The following is an 18,111-nucleotide window of genomic DNA, read 5'->3' on the forward strand; positions in this document are numbered from 1 at the left end:
CTCCGGGTTCGGCGACCGGCTTACGGGCCGCAGCCGTTGAGTTTGAGCTTCTGTCCCGGCTTGACCATATAACGCGGTGCCTTGATGCCGTTGGCCTTGGCGAGCTGCTTGGTGTCGCACTGGAACTTCTGCGCGACGTCGGTCAGGGTTTCGCCGCGCTGGACGCGGTAGTCGCGCGGCGTCGCCGGCTTCTTCTTCGCCGGCGCTTGCGGCGAGGCCAGGCCGGCCAATTCGCCGGCAGCGATGGTGGTCGGCAGGGTGCCGTCGACGGCGCCGTCGGAAGACGGCAGCACCGTGAGCGGGCCGGTGCGGACGATGGCGTTGCTGGCGTCGCTCATGACCAGGGTGTGGGCGAGCTCGGCGCGCTTGCCCTGGGTGCACCAGCGGTTGTACAGGCCGACCATCTTGACCGTGGCGTTGAGGCTGGTGCCGGCGGCGAGATAGCTGCTGGGCTGGTAACGCGGGTTGAGGTTACGCAGTGCGCGCATATAGCCCTCGCGGGTGCCGCCGTTGCCGAGGCAAATGGTCAGCTCGTAGATCGAGGTGGCCTTGCTCAGGCGCAGCGGCGCCGGCTTGGCGTCGATGCGGGGGAAACGCAGGCCGTATTCGCGCGGATGCAAGTACAACCAGGCTGCCGCGATCACCATCGGCACGTAGTCGCGGGTCTCGGCCGGGAACTGGTTATAGACCGACTCGTCCCAGAAATTGCGCCCACCGCTGGCATTGTTGATGCGCAGCGCGCGGCCTTCGCCGCCGTTGTAGGCCGCCAGCGACATCTCGATGCTGTTGTTGAGCTGGCCCAGACGTTCGTTCAAGTACGAAGCCGCGGCTTCGGAGGACGCGCGCGGGTCGTAGCGGGTGTCGAAACCGCTGCCGTCGTCGCCGAGGCCGAAGCGCTTGCCGGTGGCGAACATGAACTGCAAGGGGCCGGCGGCGCCGGCGCGCGAGGTCACGTGGACCTTGCCGTTGGACTCCTTGGCCATGATCCCGAACAGCAGCGCTTCCGGCAGGCCGGCGCGCTCGAACTGCGGCCACATCATCTGGCGCATGTACTGATAGTTTTCGTGGGTCTGGATCAGCGAACCGCGCATGTCGGTGAGCCAGCGGCGGATGCCGGCCTGCACCGCCGGGTTGTACTGGACCATCTTGACGAAGCGCTGGCCGTCGTCGCTGAGCAAAGCGGCCGCGCGCGCGGCTTCCGGCACGTCGGCGCCGAGCCCTTCGCTGTCGAGCGTGCCGCCCTCGTCGAGTTCTTCGTCGCCGCCGGCAACGGAGGCATCGGCGTTGGCCTTGAGCAGGCGCTTGTAGCCGGCGAGCATCGTGGTCAGCTGGCAACCCTTCTGCTTCATGCAGGCCGCGATCACGTCCTCCATGTCCTCGAGCGCGGCATCGCTCTCGCGGCGCCCGGCCGGGTCGGCGTTGCGGATCTTGACCAGGGCCGACTGATAGCGGGCCTCGCCGGACTGCATGCGCTGGGTCAGGGCATCGACGGCGGCCTGGTCGCGCTTGGACAGCGCGGCGGCATCGGGCGAAAGACAGGACAGCGCGAGCGCGGCGGCGAACGGCGCGAGGGCGCCCGGGATGCGGAGGGAAGCAGGCATGTGGCGGGCGGCAGGTCCTTGTTGCGGGGGCCCAGGGTAACGGCGGGGTCCGGGCGCGGCAAGAAAACACGACGTTGCCGGCTTTTCCGTGTTTGCCGGGTTCATTCCAGCGACGTCTGCGGCGAATCGCGACCCCGGTCGCGCCGGCGCGCGAGCCGGCCCCTGTCACGGTTCACGAACCTCACCACGCTGCCGCTAGAATCGGCCCTTCGCTTTCTCTTCATGGATCACGGACGCGGATATGGCTTCGACCCCCGGCGCAACCCAGAACGACATCCTGATCGGCAAGGCCGTGACCACCCCCGACAGCGGCCAGGTGTTCCTGCACACCAAGCTCGGCAACCGCCACGGCCTGGTCGCCGGCGCCACCGGCACCGGCAAGACCGTCACCCTGATGACGCTGGCCGAAGGCTTCTCGCGCCAGGGCGTGCCGGTGTTCCTCGCCGACGTGAAGGGCGACGTCGCCGGCCTGGCCATGCCCGGCACCCTCAACGACAAGCTGCAGGCGCGCCTGGGCGAGATCGGCATCGCCGACTTCACCCCCGCCGGCAACCCGGCGGTGTTCTGGGACCTGTTCGGCAAGCTCGGCCATCCGGTGCGCACCACCGTCAGCGAAATGGGCCCGACCCTGCTCGCGCGCATCCTCGAACTCAACGACACCCAGTCCGGCGTGCTCGACATCGTGTTCAAGCTCGCCGACGACCGCGGCCTGCTGCTGCTCGACCTGGAAGACCTGCGCGCCCTGCTCGGCCTGGTCGCCGACGAGCGCAAGGACATCTCGACCAGCTACGGCCTGGTCAGCACCCAGTCGGTCGGCGCGATCCAGCGCTCGTTGCTGCGCCTGGAACAGGAAGGCGGCGCGCATTTCTTCGGCGAGCCGGCGCTGGAGCTGAACGACCTGATGCGCACCACCAGCGACGGCCGCGGCGTCATCAACATCCTGGCCGCCGATTCGCTGATCCTCAAGCCGCGCCTGTATTCGAGCTTCCTGCTGTGGCTGCTGTCGGAGCTGTTCGAGCAACTGCCCGAAGTCGGCGACCTCGACCGGCCCAAGCTGGTGTTCGTGTTCGACGAGGCCCACCTGCTGTTCGACGACGCGCCGCCGGCGCTGCAGCAACGCGTCGAACAGGTCGTGCGCATCATCCGTTCCAAGGGCGTCGGCGTGTATTTCTGCTCGCAATTTCCCGACGACATCCCCGACAACATCCTCGGCCAACTCGGCAACCGCGTGCAGCACGCGCTGCGCGCCTTCACCCCGCGCGACCAGAAGGCGGTCAAGACCGCGGCCGAAACCTTCGTGCCCAATCCGGCGCTCAAGGTCGCCGAGGTGATCTCCCAGCTCGGCACCGGCGAGGCGCTGGTCTCGACCCTGCAGGACAAGGGCGTGCCGATGCCGGTCGAGCGCACCCTGGTGGCGCCGCCGCGCTGCCGCATGGGCGCGATCACCGAGGCCGAACGCGCGCAATTGCGTGCGAGCAGCCCGATCGGGCCGAAGTACGACAACTCGATCGACCGCGAATCGGCCGCGGAAATGCTGGCCAAGCGGGCCGAAACCGCCGCCGTGCAGGCCGACGCCCCCGCCGCCAAGACCCGCGAGCAGGACGACCAGGAGGAAGGCGGCATCGGCCAGTCGATCAAGGACGCGGTGTTCGGCACCAAGCGCCGCCAGGGCATGGTCGAGACCATGGCCAAGCAGACCGCGCGCACGGTCGGCAACCAGATCGGCCGGCAGATCCTGCGCGGCCTGCTCGGCGGCATCTTCGGCGGCAAGCGCTAGTCGTCCGGCACGGCCCGACGCGACCGCATTGCGCGGCCGCCCGGGCAGGCCGCGCCCCGGTTTCCCTGCTCTTCGCAGCGCCGCTCTTCGCAGCACTCGCTATTCGCAGCACCCGCACTCGGTTTCATCGATCGTTTCCACCATCCCGACCAGGAGTCGCTCATGACCAAGCAATCGCTCGCTCTCGCCTGCCTCGCCGCGCTCGCCCTGAGCGCATGCAATAAACCCGCCGACGCGCCGACCGCTCCGGCCGATGCGCCCAAGGCCGCCGAAGCCGCACCGGCAGCCCCTGCGCCCGAACCGATTCCGGCCGAAGTGCCGAAGACCGGCTTCGACGTGGCCGCCTTCGCCGGCAGCTTCAGCGGCACCCTGCCCTGCGCCGATTGCGCCGGCATCGACACCAAGGTCGAGTTCAAGAGCGACGGCACCTACGCCATCGAAGAGACCTACCAGGGCAAGAAGGACGGCAACGCCAAGGGCGACGGCACCTGGACCGCCGAGGAAGAAGGCAAGCGCCTGCGCCTGGACCCGAACAGCAAGAGCGACCAGGACCGCCTGTTCGAAGTCGTTTCCAAGGAAGAGATCCGCCTGCTCGACCAGGAAGGCAAGGCGATCGACTCGCAGCTCAACTACAACCTCAAGCGCGTCGGCGCGGCGCAGTAAGCGAGCACCCATGGCCCGCTGGCGCCCTCCTGCCGAACACAGCACCGCGCTGATCACGCGCGAGGGCCACGCGCGCCTGAAGCACGAACTCGACGACCTGTGGCGCGTGCGCCGGCCGGAAGTCGTCAAAGCCCTGGCCGCCGCGGCGGCCGAGGGCGATCGCTCGGAAAACGCCGAATACATCTACCGCAAGAAGCAGCTCGGCGAGATCGACCGGCGCGTGCGCTATCTCAGCAAGCGCCTGCCGCTGCTACATGTCATCGAGACCACGCCGAGCGACCCGCGCTCGGTGTTCTTCGGCGCCTGGGTCGAGGTCGAAAACGTCGCCAACGGCGAACTGGCGCGCTACCGCATCGTCGGCCCGGACGAGACCGACGCCAAGCTCGGCCACATCAGCATCGACTCGCCGCTGGCGCGGGCCATGCTCAAGCGCCGCATCGACGACGAATTCGAGGCGATGCTGCCGGCCGGCCCGCAACGTTACGCGATCGTCGAGGTCGCCTATCGGCCGCCCACCGACGAGTGAGCGGCCGATGACGGACGAGGTCAGCCTGCGGATCGCCACGGCGGCGGACGCCGAAGCCATCAGCGCCCTGGTCCTGGCTTCGGCGCAGCACTGGATCTTTCCGCTTTGCGATGGCGACGGCCGCGCCCTCCTGGCCGCCTCGATGGGCGCCAAAGCCACCCGCGAACGCCTGCTCGCCGGGCATGCCTACCTCGTCGCCGAAGCCGAAGGCCGCATCGTCGGCGTGGCCGCGCTGCGCCTGCCGGCGCATCTCTATAACCTGTTCGTCGACGACCGCTTGCAACGCCGCGGCATCGCGCGTCGGCTCTGGTCCGGCCTGCGCGCGCATCCCTTATTGAAGGACGCCTGGCCCGCGCAGGTCACCGTCAACGCTTCGCGCCACTCCGTCGGCGTCTATCTGCGCCTGGGCTTCGAGGCTCAGGGCGAGGAGCAGGCGCGCGGCGGCATACCGTCGACGCCGATGCGGTGGCGGGCGCCGCAGGCCTGATCGGGTCGATGGCGCGACCGCCCTGATATTCGGCGCAGATCGGCAGGCGCGGCGACGCCATCCCTGGCCGTCTTACAAAGACTCCAGCAGCGAATCCGGATTCGGCGTGGTTTCCATGTACAGCGGCTTGCTCGGTCGCTTGTCGCGCTTGGCCGGCGCGTAATCGATGGCCTGATCGCCCTGGCCCGAGTCGTTGACTTCGCCGCGTTCGACGATGCGGTCGCCGGTCAACAGATTCCAACTCAACTTGACCGTGCCGTGGCTGTTGGTGCGGCTGTAGCGCTCGGCGTCGAGGCCGATCAGGCGCATGCGCTCGGCCTTGGGGTCGTAGCGATAACGATAGGTCGACTGGGTCGCGGTGGTACCGCCGGTCAGGTCTTCGATCACCAGCACGCCCTTGCGGATCGACAGGCCGGCATCGCCGAGCGGATAGGGATCGAGTTGCAGCGTGCCGACCGGTTGATGGCCGAAATCGACCTCGCTGCGATACGCCAGCCAGACCATCAGGCTGCGTTGGTCCTCGCCGCGGCCGACGAAGACCGTGTCGATGTCGCCGTCGCCGTTGAGGTCGCCGTCGATGCGCTTTTCCAGTCGGTTGCCGCCGTCGAGCATGCCGGCGACTTGTTCGGCGCTCATCGCCGGGATCGGACCGGGTTGCGCCGATAGCGGCGCAGCGATCAGCAACGCCACTGCCAACAGACACAGGATCGGTTTCATCGCATTCCCCCTTGGCATCGTCGGCGCAGGTTACGCCGGACGATTGATCTGACGTGCAATCTAACGCGTTCAGGCCACGGGGACGAAACGACAACGGCCCTCGCCGGGGCGAGAGCCGTCATGTGAGAGCCGTTATGCGGGCGCCGCGTGCGCAATCCAGCCGAAGGCAGCGCCCTGCCGCTCGCCTCAGCCACGCGACTGCCTGCGCAGGCCGAAGAACTGCAGCTCGGCGAAGATCGCCACGACCGCCGCCTGCGCCAGCACGTAGCCCATGCCCAGCGGGTTCGGCGCGATCGCGCCTTCGACCAGCACCAGGATCGAGGCCGCGACCCAGGCCAGATTGAGCCCGATCACCGTCCAGGCCAACGACGACGAAACCGGCTTGCGGGTCAGCACCCAGCCCAGGAAGGCGGTCCAGACCAGCAAAATGACGCCGCTGCGCTGCAGCCAGCCCGCCTCGATGGCCAGCATGCCGGACAACGGTCCGGTGGCGGCGAGTTGCAACGCGCCGGCCGCGCCGGAAATGACGGCGTCGGCGAGCAGCGCACGGCGCAGAAGAGAAGAAGGACGAGCTTGAGTGGCGATGGCCATGGTCGACTCCTGAAAGTTTCGCGGATGGACGGTTGGTGTGGAATTCGGGAGCCATCACACCCCTGCGAGCGCGGCCGGTCGATTACCTGCCAGGTAATGCCGTCGACCGGGTCGTCGGGCTATCGTGGCCGCATGAACGATCTCCGCCCCGTAGGCGAACTGCTGCGCAACTGGCGCCAGCGTCGCCGTCTGACCCAATTCGATCTCGCCGAAATGGCCGAGGTTTCGACCCGCCACGTCAGCTTCATCGAGACCGGGCGCTCGCTGCCGAGCCGCGCCTTGCTGCTGCGCCTGGCCGACCGCCTCGACGTGCCCCTGCGCGAGAGGAACCAACTGATGACCGCCGCCGGTCTCGCGCCGATGTACGCCGAGCGCTCCCTCGACGACCCGGCCCTGCGCGAGGCGCACGCCGCCATCGAGATGGTGCTGTACGGGCACGAGCCGCATCCCGCACTGGCGGTCGACCGGCACTGGAACCTGATCATGCACAACCGCGCGGTCGCGCCGCTGCTCGCCGGTATCCCCGATTTCCTGCTCGCCCGGCCGTCGAACGTATTGCGGGTCAGCCTGCACCCCGAAGGCCTGGCGCCGCGCATCATCAACCTGGGCGAATGGCGCGCGCACCTGTTGCACCGCCTGCGCCACCTGGCCGACACCACCCGCGATCCGGTGCTGTCGGCGCTGTACGACGAACTGGTCGCCTACCCCTGCGACGATCCTTACGACGAAACCGAGCTGACCGCCTCGGCGCACGTCGCAGTGCCGTTCCGCGTGCGCAGCGAGTTCGGCGACCTCGCCTTCATCAGCACCATCACCGTGTTCGGCACTCCGCTCGAAGTCACCTTGTCGGAGCTGGCGATCGAATCCTTCTTCCCTGCCGATGCCGCCACCGCCCAGGCGATGCGCGCCTTCGGCGCCAGCCTGGAGCCGGCGCAGTTCGCCGGGCATTGATCCTCGCCGCCAGCTGACCGCTCGTCGGCGCTCAGGCCAAAATTATACCAATCGGTTGACAATCGCCCCGGCGAGACGGATATTCAACCTCATGGTTGACTATCGCTCCGCGCGGCTCGACGCCGTATTCCATGCCCTCGCCGACCCGACCCGGCGGGCGATGCTGCATCGCCTGGCCGAACGCGAGCACAGCGTCGGCGAACTCGCCGAGCCCTATCGCATGACCCTGGCCGCGGCCTCCAAGCACATCAAGGCATTGGAACGCGCCGGCCTGGTCCAGCGCACCGTGCTCGGCCGCACCCACGTCTGCCGCCTCGAAGCCGGGCCGCTGCACGGCGGCTTCGAGTGGCTGCGTCATTACGAACGCTATTGGAACGACCGCCTCGACAGCCTCGAAGCCCTGTTGCGCGCCGAAGACCAAGCCGCGTCCGGCGCGTCGGCGCCGAAGGCCAAGCCGTCCGCGGCCAGGAAGAAAACCGCCGCCACCGCGCGACGCAAACCCCGCGCCTGAGCGCTACCCCCACCCTGGCCGCGCTTGCGGCCTCAGGAGACCGCCATGAGCTTGTCCACGACTCACGACGACTACGGCACCGTCACCGCCGCCGACACGGTGCGCATCGAACGCCTGCTGCCCGGCCCGATCGATCGGGTCTGGGCCTATCTGACCGAATCCGACAAACGCCGCCGCTGGCTTGCCGCCGGCGACATGGACCTGCGTCTGGGCGGTGCGGTCGAACTGGTCTTCAACAACGACCGACTGACCCGCGACGACGACCCGCCGCCGGCGAAGTACGCCCAGTACGGCGGCGAGCACCGCGAACAAGGCCAGATCACCGCGTTCGACCCGCCGCATCTGCTCAGCTACACCTGGAGCGACGTGCCGCCCTCGGAGGTGCGCTTCGAACTCGCCGAAGAAGGCGAGCGCGTGCGCCTGGTCGTGACCCATAGTCGCCTGGCCGACCGCGCCATGATGATCAGCGTCGCCGGCGGCTGGCATACCCACCTGGGCATCCTGATCGCGCTGCTGTCGGGCGAAGAACCGCAGGGCTTCTGGCGCACCCATACCCGGGTCGAGGCCGAGTACGAACGGCGCATACCTTCGCCGTGAGCCGGCTCGGCTGCACGGGGTTCGCCGACAGCGGCTAAGCTTGCCTTCCTGTCGGCGAAAACTCAGAGGTCGCGCGTGTCCATCGGTCGTTCCACATCCTCCTCGTCCGCGAACGTGGTTCCCTCGCGCCTGCACCGTTGGGCGCGCGCCCTGCCGCTGGCCTTGGCCCTGGTTTCGACCGTCGTCGCCGTGAGCGCCTGCCGCAAGCCGGCGTCGCAGGAAGAAGCGGCGGCGCCGAAGGTCTTCAGCGGCCGCATCGCCCAGTTCCAGACCATCGACGAACGCGTCGGCACCGGCGAAGTGGCCCAGTCCGGCCAGGACGTAATCGTCCATTACACCGGCTGGCTGTACGACGAGAAAGCCGCCGACAAACACGGCACTAAATTCGACAGCTCGCTCGACCGCGGCAAGCCCTTCGACTTCCTGCTCGGCGCCGGCCGCGTGATCCGCGGCTGGGACGACGGCGTCGCCGGCATGCGCGTGGGCGGTAAGCGCATCCTGATGGTGCCGCCGGAGATGGGCTACGGCCGCGAAGGCGCCGGCGGCGGAGTGATCCCGCCGGATGCGTCCTTGGTGTTCGAGGTGGAGTTGTTGCGGGTGCAGAAGCACTGAGGCGCGTAGCGCGGTTGCGGTTGCTGCCGTTGCTTTTGCCGTTGCCGTTGCCGTTGCCGTTGCCGTTGCCGAGATTTTGATCTGCTTTGCCGCTTTGCTGCTTTGCCGGTCAACAGTAGACCCGGAGGGCGCCGCACAGGACGTGCGGCGTTTTCCGATAAGACAGGGACGTCTTATCGGAAAATCCCGGCGCGGGCATCGCACTCGTGGCCTGTGCCCTTGCAAGGAGAGCCCTTTTCTTTGGTTACATTTCTTTTGGGCTTAGCAAAAGAAAGTAACCCGACCGCGTAGCGGACGGAAGCTCTGCTCTTTCTTGAAGGGTTGTGCCGGAGGCCGGCAGAGCGTGGTCGCAACTTACGTCGCTCCTACAGGGGTACTTCGCACTTGCCTGTGGCTTTAATGGAAGCAAGACCAAACGATAAAAGCTTCCGCCACTAAAGCGGCGGGTAACTTTCTTTTGTCTAAAGCAACAAAAGTCCGTCTGGATTCCCTTCGGTCAAAGGTAACCAAAGAAAAATGCTTTTCTTTGAATCACAGGCCCGCACGAGCGGTGCCGACGCAGGGATTTTTCATACGGGACATCCCTGTCCCGATGAAAAACGGCGCGCATCCCTGCGCGCCGCCCTCCGGGTCTTCCATTGCCTTCGCGAGTGCCGAGCGACGCACAGCTACAGCAAGCGCAAGAACAAGAACAAGAACAACGACGCTACCAGGGTAGGAGCGCGGCGCCTGCAAGGCGCGTGGTCGCGACTTGCATCGTTCCTACCCCGCGATAGTTAACAGCTCCGATCAATCTCGACGGCGGTCCAACGTCTGCGCATCCCGCGATCGCGACTTACGTCGCTCCTACAATCGATCTACATCGCACGACAAACCTCGGCCGCGATTTCGAACGAACGCAACCGCGCCGCGTGATCGTAGATATTCGCCGTCAGCATCAATTCGTCCGGCCGGTGCCGTTCGATGAAGGCGGCGATGCCCTCGCGCACTTCCGCGGCATCGCCGACCACGGCGCAGGCCAGGGCCTGGGCGACGCCGGCTTTTTCGATCGGGGTCCAGAAGGTTTCGATGTCGTCGATCGGCGGGGGGATCAAACCCGGGCGGCCGCGGCGCAGGTTGACGAAGGCTTGTTGCTGGGTGGTGAACAAACGCTTGGCCGCGGCACTGTCGTCGGCGGCGGCGACGTTCAAGGCCAGCATCGCGTGTGGACGCTGCAGCCGCGACGAGGGCTGGAAGTCGCGGCGGTACAGGCTCAGGGCTTCGTCCATCGCGTCGGGGGCGAAATGCGAGGCGAAGGCGAACGGCAGACCCAGGGCGGCCGACAGGCGCGCACTGAACAGGCTCGATCCCAGCAGCCACACCGGCACTTCGAGGCCGGCGCCGGGCACGGCGCGCACCGCCTGCCCGGGTTGCACCGGTTCGAAGTAATGCAGCAATTCGCTGACGTCCTGCGGAAAGCTGTCGGCGCCGTCGTAGTAGCGACGCAGGGCGCGCGCGGTCGCATGGTCGGTGCCTGGAGCGCGCCCGAGGCCGAGATCGATGCGGTCCGGGTACAGCGACGCCAGGGTGCCGAACTGTTCGGCGACCTGCAGCGGCGCGTGGTTCGGCAGCATGATGCCGCCGGCGCCGACCCGGATGGTCGAGGTGCCGCCGGCGATATGGCCGATCAGCACCGCGGTCGCGGCGCTGGCGATGCCCGGCATGTTGTGATGTTCGGCGAGCCAATAGCGGTTGTAGCCCAGGCGCTCGGCATGTCGGGCCAGGTCGAGGCTGTTGGCGAAGGCCTGGCGGGTGTCGCTGCCTTCGGTGACGGGTGCCAGGTCGAGTACGGAAAACGGCAGCATGCGATCGCGCTCGGAACGTAGTTGCTTTCGATCTGGGGGCGATGCGGGGCGAATTCAGTGCTGCCCCGCCCGGATCGGACGCGATGCTGTGTTGCGTAGACGACGCTGACGCGGCGGTGGCGACGTGTTGATGTCGGGCGCTGGGTTGCGGCCCTCGCTTCAACCCCACCCCGGCCCGGACACAGAACGTTCGGGACCGTGCGAGCTCATCGCTTACATGCTGCGCTCCCTCCCCACGTGCCGGAGAGGGGCCCGGAAAACCGACGCGGCGCTTGCGGCGATGGCGCTGCGCTTATCGCTGATGCTTTCAGAACAGATCGAAGCGCAGCCCCTCGCGCTCGTTGTCCCAGACCGTGCAGAACACCCACCAGCGCCCCTGTTCGTGGCAGAGCTGGATGCTGTTGGCGCCGCGCTTGAGCACGGTCGTCGAGTCCGGCGTCGGCCGCGCCTCGTACTTGCTCCAGATATGGGCGATCTGGCCGAAGCGCTCGATCCGCTGGTCGGTCTCGACTTCGTGAAAGTCGTTGCCGGCGAAGAAGGCCTCGACGTCGGCGATATAGCTGTCGACGTCGAACACCGCGGCGCGGGTCGTGCCGTCGGCCTCGACCACGGTGCGCAGGCTCAGCGCGCGCGGGTGCTGCAGATAACGGAACCGCGCCCAGTCGCGCGGCGTGCCGGCCGGGCCGGAAATGCATTCGTAAACGGCCCGGACCAGGCGGCCGGCGTCTTGGGTGTCTGCGTGCCAATGGGCGGGTACGGCGTCGGTGCGGTCGTTCATGGCGAGTCGGTTTCCTTGCGACGGGGACGAAGACGACGGCGCAGCGGCGCTCACCAGGGCACGGGCCAACCGGCGAGCGGTGCGATCAGGTAGTAGAGCCCTGCGAGGACCAGCAGCCACATCGCCGACTTCAGCAGGAAGCCGACCAGCTTGAAGGCCAGGTACAGCCCCAACGCCACCATCACGATCGCCACGATGTCCATGCCAGCTCCCACAGTGCAAAACGGCCCCGAGCTTAAGCGCTCGCGGACGAAGCAACCAAGTGCCGGGGGTACCGCCTGCGCGGGGTGGGTCCCTGGTCGCCGTCGCAAGCGGCGATACCCACGGCGTTAAAAAATCCTTAGGATTCCGACGAACGGCAGGAACGTTTTTCTAACATTCCGGTCTAGGCCATCGATCGATCACGCAGTGCCGCGCGCAAGCGCCCGGCGCGGTCGGGAAAGGGACGAACACGGGGACCGGCCAGGCAACGGATCGCACTGGCCCGGCACTAGCCACAGCACCACGGATTGGAACACCCGCAATGCAAAACACCGACTCGCCGTCGCAACCGGCTCCCACCGCGGAGGCCGGCGACGCCGGCCGCGCCACACCCTGGGCGCGGGCTTCGCGCTCCCTGTTCGGCCAGGTCGACTGGGTCCCGCCGGCCTGGCTCGCCGCCGTGTTCGCCCGGGTGCGGCAACGCCCCAGGCTGTACCTGCGCAGCGTGCTCGGCCTGATCCTGGTCGGCACGCTCGGCTATTGGCTCGCCACCCGGCCCAAGCCGATCGTTCCCGGCGCGCTGGACGTCGAAGTCCACACCCCGGCGCTGACCGACTACACGCGCGCGCCCGCCGAAGTCGACAGCCTGCGCCTGACCTTCTCCGACACGGCCGCACCCATCAAGCAAGTCGGCCTGGCGCCGGCCGGCGTGACCCTGAGCCCCGAACTCAAGGGCGCCTGGCGCTGGGAAGACGACAAGACCCTGGTGTTCAAGCCCTCGGCCGACTGGCCGGTCAAGACCCGCTACACCGTCGAACTCGATCCCAAGCTCAGCCTCGCCCCCAAGGTGCTGCTGCAGGAGTATCAGTTCGAGTTCGAGACCGCGCCGTTCACCGCGCAGATCGCCAGCAGCGAGTTCTACCAGGACCCGCAAGACCCCGCGCTCAAGAAAGGCGTGTACGAACTCAAGTTCTCGCACCCGGTCGATGCCGCCCAGCTCGAACGCCGCATCGCCCTCAAGCTCGCCGACGGCGCCGGCACCGCGTTGGCGGCGCCGAAGTACACGGTCAACTACGACGAAAAGGGCCGGCTTAAAGCCTGGATCCATTCGCAGCCGCTGACCCTGCCGGAGAACGGCGGCAGCCTCAAGCTCGAACTCGCCGCCGGCATCGTCAGCACCCTGGGCGGCAGCGGCAGCGCCGAGGCGCTCAACGCCACCGTCGCCCTGCCCTCGCTGTACAGCGTCAACGTCACCGACGTCGCCGCCGCCCTGGTCGACAACGAGCGCTTCGAGCCCGAACAGGTGCTGGTGCTGAGCTTCAACAACGCCATGCGCGACAGCGAAGTCGCCGGCGCCGTGCGCGCCTGGCTGCTGCCGGTCAAGGACCCGCGCCGACCCGCCGCGCAACAGAGCGGCGCCTACACCTGGAGCCGCGACGACGTCGACGAGGCGGTGCTCAAGCACGCCACGCCGCTGCCGCTGAGCGCGGTGCCGACCGAGCGCGAATACGTCGAGACCCACAGCTTCAAGTTCCAGGCCCCGCCCGGCCGCCGTATCTATGTGCGCGTCGATAAGGGCCTGAAGGCCTTCGGCGGTTTCATGCTCGGCGCGCCCCACACCACGGTCGCGACCGTGCCCGACTACCCGAAGCTGTTGCGCTTCGTCGGCGAAGGCGCGTTGCTGTCGCTGCGCGGCGAGCGCCGGATCAGCCTGGTCTCGCGCAACGTCGCCGGCGCGCGTCTGGAAATCGCTCGCGTGCTGCCTGAGCAAATCCAGCACCTGGTCTTCAACAACGAAGGCAGCTATGCCAAACCCAGCTTCTACAACCTGTCCGCCGACAGCCTGGTCGAGCGCGAGGAAAAACGCCTGACCCTGCCGGCCGAGAATCCGGCCAAGGCCCATTACGAAGGCGTCGACCTCGGCCAATACCTCAAGCCCGGCCGCCGCGGTGTGTTCTTGCTGAGCCTGCGCACCCTCGACGAAGACGACAAGAAACGCAGCGCCGAGGAAACCCTGGCCGACGATGCCGGCAGCGAAGAGGACAGCCGCCTGGTGGTGCTCACCGACCTGGGCATGGCGGTCAAGCAGGCGCTCGACGGCCGCCGCGACGTGTTCGTGCAATCGCTGTCGAACGGTGCGCCGGTCGCCGGCGCGCGCGTGCGCGCGGTCGCCCGCAACGGCGAAACCCTGGTCGAAGCCGAGACCGACGCCAGCGGCCGCGCCCAGTTGCCCTCGCTGAAAGGCTTCAAGCGCGAGAAGCAGCCGACCATGCTGACCGTGAGCCAGGGCGAGGATTATTCGTTCCTGCCGATCGGCGACCACGACCGCACCCTGGACTATTCGCGTTTCGACATCGGCGGCGAGCCCAACGACCTGGAGGCCGGCGCGCTCAACGCCTTCCTGTTCTCCGACCGCGGCCTGTACCGGCCCGGCGACACCGTCAACATCGGCATGATCGTGCGCGCCGCCGACTGGAAGCGCGCCCTGACCGGCCTGCCGCTGGAATGGGAGTTCACCGATCCGCGCGGCACCGTCGCCAAGCGCGAGCGACTCAAGCTCAGCGCCAGCGGTTTCGAGAGCGCCAGCTTCACGCCGAGCGACAGCGCGCCGAGCGGCACCTGGCAGGTGCAGTTGTTCCTGCTCGGCCGCGACGACAAGCGCACCACCATCGGCTCGACCTCGGTGCAGGTGCGCGAGTTCGCCCCCGACACCATGCGGGTCAAGGCGAAGCTGTCGGCGGAGAACTCCAACGGCTGGATCAAGCCCGAACAGCTCGCCGCCCAGGTCGATGCCGAGAACCTGTTCGGCACGCCCGCGCAGCAGCGCCGCGTGGAAGGCACGATGGTGCTGCGCCCGGCCTTCCCGAGCTTCCCGGCCTATCCGGGCTATCAGTTCTTCGACCCGCAACGCGCCAAGGAAGGCTACGACGAATCGCTCAGCGACCAGACCACCAACGCCGAAGGCCGGGCCGAGTTCAAGCTCGACCTGACCAAGTACGAGCGCGCGACCTATCAGCTGAGCTTCCTCGCCCGGGCCTTCGAACCCGGCAGCGGCCGCAACGTCGCCGCCCAGACCAGCGCCCTGGTGTCGAGCAACGATCACCTGGTCGGCATCAAGTCGCAGGACGACCTGAACTATATCCAGCGCGGCGCCAAGCGCGCCCTGCAATTGCTGGCCATCGGCCAGGACGGCAAGCCGAAGACGGTCGCCGGCCTGCGCGCGGTGGTGGTCGAGAAACGCTACGTATCGGTGCTGACCAAGCAGGATTCGGGCCTGTACCGCTACGTTTCGCACGAACGCCGCTTCGACCGCCGCGACCAGGCCTTGGCCCTGGCCGGCGGCCGCGAGAACGTGTCGCTGACCACCGACCAACCCGGCGATTTCGTGCTTGAGGTGCGCGCCGCCGACGGCAAGGTGCTCAACCAGATCGGCTACCAGATCGCCGGCGCCGCCAACCTGTCGCGTTCGCTCGAACGCAATGCCGAGCTGAGCCTCAATCTGTCCAAGCCCAGCTACAAGCCCGGCGAGACCATCGAGATCAGCGTGCGCGCGCCCTACGCCGGCAGCGGCCTGATCACGCTGGAGCGCGATCGCGTCTACGCCCACGCCTGGTTCCGCGCCGACAGCAACGCCAGCGTGCAGAAGATCGTCGTGCCCGCCGATTTCGAGGGCAACGGCTACGTCAACGTGCAGTTCCTGCGCGACCCGAACTCCGACGAGATCTACATGAGTCCGCTGTCCTACGGCGTGGCGCCGTTCGCGGTCGACCGCAGCGCGCGCACCCAGCCGATCAAGGTCGGCCTGCCGCGGGTAACTAAGCCGGGCACGCCGATGACCGCCGACGTGGTCACCCAGGGCAAGGCGCGGGTGGTCCTGTTCGCGGTCGACGAAGGCATCCTGCAGGTCGCGCGCTACCGCGTCGGCGACCCGCTCGACCATTTCTTCCGCAAGAAGATGCTGCAGGTCGACACCGCCCAGATCCTCGACCTGTTGCTGCCCGAGTTCAGCCGCATCGCCGGCCAGGCCGCGCCGGGCGGCGACGGCGAAGGCGGCATGGCCAAACACCTCAATCCGTTCAAGCGCAAATCCGAAAAACCGGCGGTGTGGTGGTCGGGCATCGTCGATGTCGACGGCCAACACCAGTTCAAGTTCACCCTGCCCGATCACTTCAACGGCCAGGTGCGGGTGGTCGCGGTGGCGGTGACGCCGGAGCGGGTCGGCGTGTACCAGACCGAAGCGCTGGTGCGCGGCGATTTCGTGTTGACGCCGACGGTGCCGACGCACGTCGCGCCCGGCGACGAGTTCGACCTGCCGGTCGGCGTGGCCAACACCATCGAAGGCGCCAAGGCGGCAGCCAAGGTCGCAGTGAATCTGCAACTGCCGCCGTCGCTGACCCTGGTCGGCGCGGCGCCGGCGCCGGTCTCGATCGCCCCGCGCGGCGAAACCACGGTGCGCTTCCGGGTTCGCGCCGGGCAGGCGCTGGGTGCGGTGCCGGTGGCGATTCAGGCGAGCTCGGGTGCGTTCAAGGCGCAGCGGCGCATCGAGCTGTCCTTGCGTCCGGCCGTGGTCGCACGCCAGGACCTGATCGCCGGGCGCGCCACCCAGCGTACCGTCATCCAACCCTTGCGCAGGATGTACGACCAGCGCGCGACCCGGCAGCTGTCGGCCTCGGTCTCGCCCTTGGTCGCGCTCGACGGGCTCACCGCCTATCTGAGCGATTACCCGCACCAGTGCACCGAGCAACTGCTGAGCGGCGCCTTCCCGGCGCTGGTGCTGCAATCGCACCCCGAGCTCGGCAAGGTCGTCGGCCCGGGCGCGGGCCAGCCGAAGCAGAACATCGTCGACGTGCTGCGTTCGCGCCAGAACAGCGACGGCGGCCTGGGCCTGTGGACGGCGACGCCGCAGGCCGATGCCTTCGTCACCGCCTATGCCGCCCTGTACCTGATCGAAGCACGCGAACGCGGCCAGCCGGTCCCGGACGACCTGCTCAAATCGCTCAACGGCTATCTGGAGTCCCTGGCCGCCGATCGCTCCGGCAACGACCTGGCGACGCTGCGCAGTCGCGCCTTCGCGGTGTATCTGCTGGTCCGCCAGGGCCGCACCGCCAGCAACCTGCTCAGCTCGGTGCACGAGCAGATCAAACGCGACCAGCCCAAGACCTGGGAGAACGACAGCGCCGGCCTGCTGATCGCGGCGAGTTACCAGTTGCTGCAACAGGACAAGGCGGCGCGGCCGCTGGCGATCAAGGCCTTCACCCGCGCCAACCGCAGCGCCGGCGCCGCGCCGGGCCCCTACGCGTATTACTACGACGGCGGCATCGACCAGGCCTGGACGGTCTACCTGCTCAACCGCCACTTCGCCGCGCTGGCCAAGGACCAGCTCAAGCCGGTGGCGTTGGAGCGCTTGCTCGATCCGCTGCGCAACAACAGCTACAACACGCTGTCCTCGGCGCTGACCGTGCTGGCGATGGACGCCTACGCCAGCGCGCAACCGGCGCAGGCGACACCGGTGCTGGAAGCGGCCGGCAAGGACGGCAAGTCGCGACGCATCGGCAGCAGCCAGGGCTTGATCGCCCGCGGCGCCTTCACCGGCGGCGACCTGCGCCTGTGGGTGGCGCCGGCCGGCCCGGTCCCGGCGTGGTACCTGGTCAACCAGAGCGGTTACGACCGCGCCGCGCCGAAGGCGGTGCAGGATCGCGGCCTGGAAGTGGTCCGCGATTATCTGGACGCCGCCGGCAAACCGGTCACCGCGCTCAAGCAGGGTCAGGAAATCACCGTGCGCCTGCGCGTGCGTGCGCTCGGTGCGCCGGCCCGCGGCAACATCGCCATCGTCGACTTGTTGCCGGGCGGTTTCGAACCGGTGATGCAGTACGCGGCCGCGTCGGTAACCTATGAAGCGGCGTCGGGCGACGAGGGCTCGGAAGGCTGCGAGGAGGAATGCGAAGACGGCGGCGAAGAAGACGGCCAGCCTTCGCGCGACGGCGGCGAGCAGAACGCGGCGCCGCAGCAGAGCCTCGCCCTGCCCGGCTCGAGCTTCCTGCCCGACCACGTCGAACAACGCGAAGACCGCATCGTGTTGTACGGGGACGTCGGCTCGGAGGTCGTCGAGTTCCGCTACAGCGTGCGCGCCAACAACACCGGCAAGTTCATCGTGCCGCCGGTATACGCCGAGTCGATGTACGAACGCTCGGTGTATGCGCAGGGCGGCCCCGCCGGTCAACTGCAGGTCGACGCGCCGAAGCCATGAGGGGTTCG

Annotated in this window: 15 protein-coding genes; 9 read left to right on the forward strand and 6 right to left on the reverse strand. The window is 68.0% G+C overall.

The window, feature by feature from the left end; genetic code table 11:
- Positions 1-20 precede the first annotated feature (20 nt).
- The gene (locus ACKN61_RS14350; RefSeq protein WP_031370906.1) at positions 21-1,601 is read right to left on the reverse strand and encodes a transglycosylase SLT domain-containing protein; all 1,581 of its coding nucleotides are present in this window, start codon (positions 1,599-1,601) and stop codon (positions 21-23) included.
- Between the two features lie 241 nt (positions 1,602-1,842).
- On the opposite strand from ACKN61_RS14350, the gene ACKN61_RS14355 reads away from it, so the two are divergent.
- From ACKN61_RS14355 to ACKN61_RS14370, 4 genes are all read left to right on the forward strand, one after another.
- Positions 1,843-3,378, forward strand: a complete 1,536-nt coding sequence (locus ACKN61_RS14355; protein ID WP_408950103.1) for a helicase HerA-like domain-containing protein — start codon at positions 1,843-1,845, stop codon at positions 3,376-3,378.
- A 162-nt stretch (positions 3,379-3,540) separates the two neighbouring features.
- Entirely contained in the window at positions 3,541-4,041 is a 501-nt protein-coding gene (locus tag ACKN61_RS14360) for a copper resistance protein NlpE (protein ID WP_408950104.1), read from the forward strand.
- 10 nt (positions 4,042-4,051) lie between these two features.
- Positions 4,052-4,567: a transcription elongation factor GreB gene (greB, locus tag ACKN61_RS14365; protein ID WP_408950105.1), complete on the forward strand. Its 516-nt coding sequence runs from the start codon at positions 4,052-4,054 to the stop codon at positions 4,565-4,567.
- Positions 4,568-4,574: 7 nt separating this feature from the next.
- Positions 4,575-5,054 carry a GNAT family N-acetyltransferase gene (locus ACKN61_RS14370; protein WP_408950106.1) on the forward strand — a complete coding sequence of 160 codons (480 nt, stop codon included), beginning with the start codon at positions 4,575-4,577 and terminating at the stop codon, positions 5,052-5,054.
- Between the two features lie 72 nt (positions 5,055-5,126).
- Here ACKN61_RS14370 and ACKN61_RS14375 read toward each other — a convergent pair whose 3' ends face one another.
- A complete protein-coding gene (locus ACKN61_RS14375; protein WP_408950107.1) occupies positions 5,127-5,771 on the reverse strand; it encodes a hypothetical protein in 645 nt (214 codons plus the stop codon).
- 186 nt (positions 5,772-5,957) lie between these two features.
- Positions 5,958-6,362 (reverse strand): hypothetical protein, encoded by a 405-nt coding sequence (locus tag ACKN61_RS14380; RefSeq protein ID WP_408950108.1) that lies wholly within the window; start codon positions 6,360-6,362, stop codon positions 5,958-5,960.
- A 132-nt stretch (positions 6,363-6,494) separates the two neighbouring features.
- On the opposite strand from ACKN61_RS14380, the gene ACKN61_RS14385 reads away from it, so the two are divergent.
- From ACKN61_RS14385 to ACKN61_RS14400, 4 genes are all read left to right on the forward strand, one after another.
- Entirely contained in the window at positions 6,495-7,313 is an 819-nt protein-coding gene (locus ACKN61_RS14385) for a helix-turn-helix domain-containing protein (protein WP_408950109.1), read from the forward strand.
- Positions 7,314-7,404: 91 nt separating this feature from the next.
- Entirely contained in the window at positions 7,405-7,824 is a 420-nt protein-coding gene (locus tag ACKN61_RS14390) for an ArsR/SmtB family transcription factor (RefSeq protein WP_408950110.1), read from the forward strand.
- A gap of 45 nt (positions 7,825-7,869) precedes the next feature.
- Complete coding sequence (locus tag ACKN61_RS14395) at positions 7,870-8,421, forward strand: SRPBCC family protein (protein ID WP_408950111.1); 552 nt, start codon at positions 7,870-7,872, stop codon at positions 8,419-8,421.
- 189 nt (positions 8,422-8,610) lie between these two features.
- Positions 8,611-9,033 (forward strand): FKBP-type peptidyl-prolyl cis-trans isomerase, encoded by a 423-nt coding sequence (locus tag ACKN61_RS14400; RefSeq protein ID WP_408953830.1) that lies wholly within the window; start codon positions 8,611-8,613, stop codon positions 9,031-9,033.
- 857 nt (positions 9,034-9,890) lie between these two features.
- On the opposite strand, the gene ACKN61_RS14405 is transcribed toward ACKN61_RS14400, so the two are convergent.
- The 3 genes from ACKN61_RS14405 to ACKN61_RS14415 all read right to left on the reverse strand — a co-directional run bounded on the left by ACKN61_RS14405 (position 9,891) and on the right by ACKN61_RS14415 (position 11,858).
- On the reverse strand, positions 9,891-10,877 hold the full coding sequence (locus tag ACKN61_RS14405) for an LLM class flavin-dependent oxidoreductase (RefSeq protein WP_408950112.1): 987 nt from the start codon (positions 10,875-10,877) through the stop codon (positions 9,891-9,893).
- Positions 10,878-11,184: 307 nt separating this feature from the next.
- Entirely contained in the window at positions 11,185-11,655 is a 471-nt protein-coding gene (locus ACKN61_RS14410; RefSeq protein ID WP_051885236.1) for a hypothetical protein, read from the reverse strand.
- Between the two features lie 50 nt (positions 11,656-11,705).
- The gene (locus ACKN61_RS14415; protein WP_161786141.1) at positions 11,706-11,858 is read right to left on the reverse strand and encodes a hypothetical protein; all 153 of its coding nucleotides are present in this window, start codon (positions 11,856-11,858) and stop codon (positions 11,706-11,708) included.
- 320 nt (positions 11,859-12,178) lie between these two features.
- Between ACKN61_RS14415 and ACKN61_RS14420 the strand changes: the two genes are divergently transcribed.
- Complete coding sequence (locus ACKN61_RS14420) at positions 12,179-18,103, forward strand: MG2 domain-containing protein (RefSeq protein ID WP_408950113.1); 5,925 nt, start codon at positions 12,179-12,181, stop codon at positions 18,101-18,103.
- Positions 18,104-18,111: the final 8 nt, after the last annotated feature.

Source organism: Lysobacter sp. Hz25 (assembly GCF_046097045.1).
Classification (GTDB): domain Bacteria; phylum Pseudomonadota; class Gammaproteobacteria; order Xanthomonadales; family Xanthomonadaceae; genus Lysobacter; species Lysobacter antibioticus_B.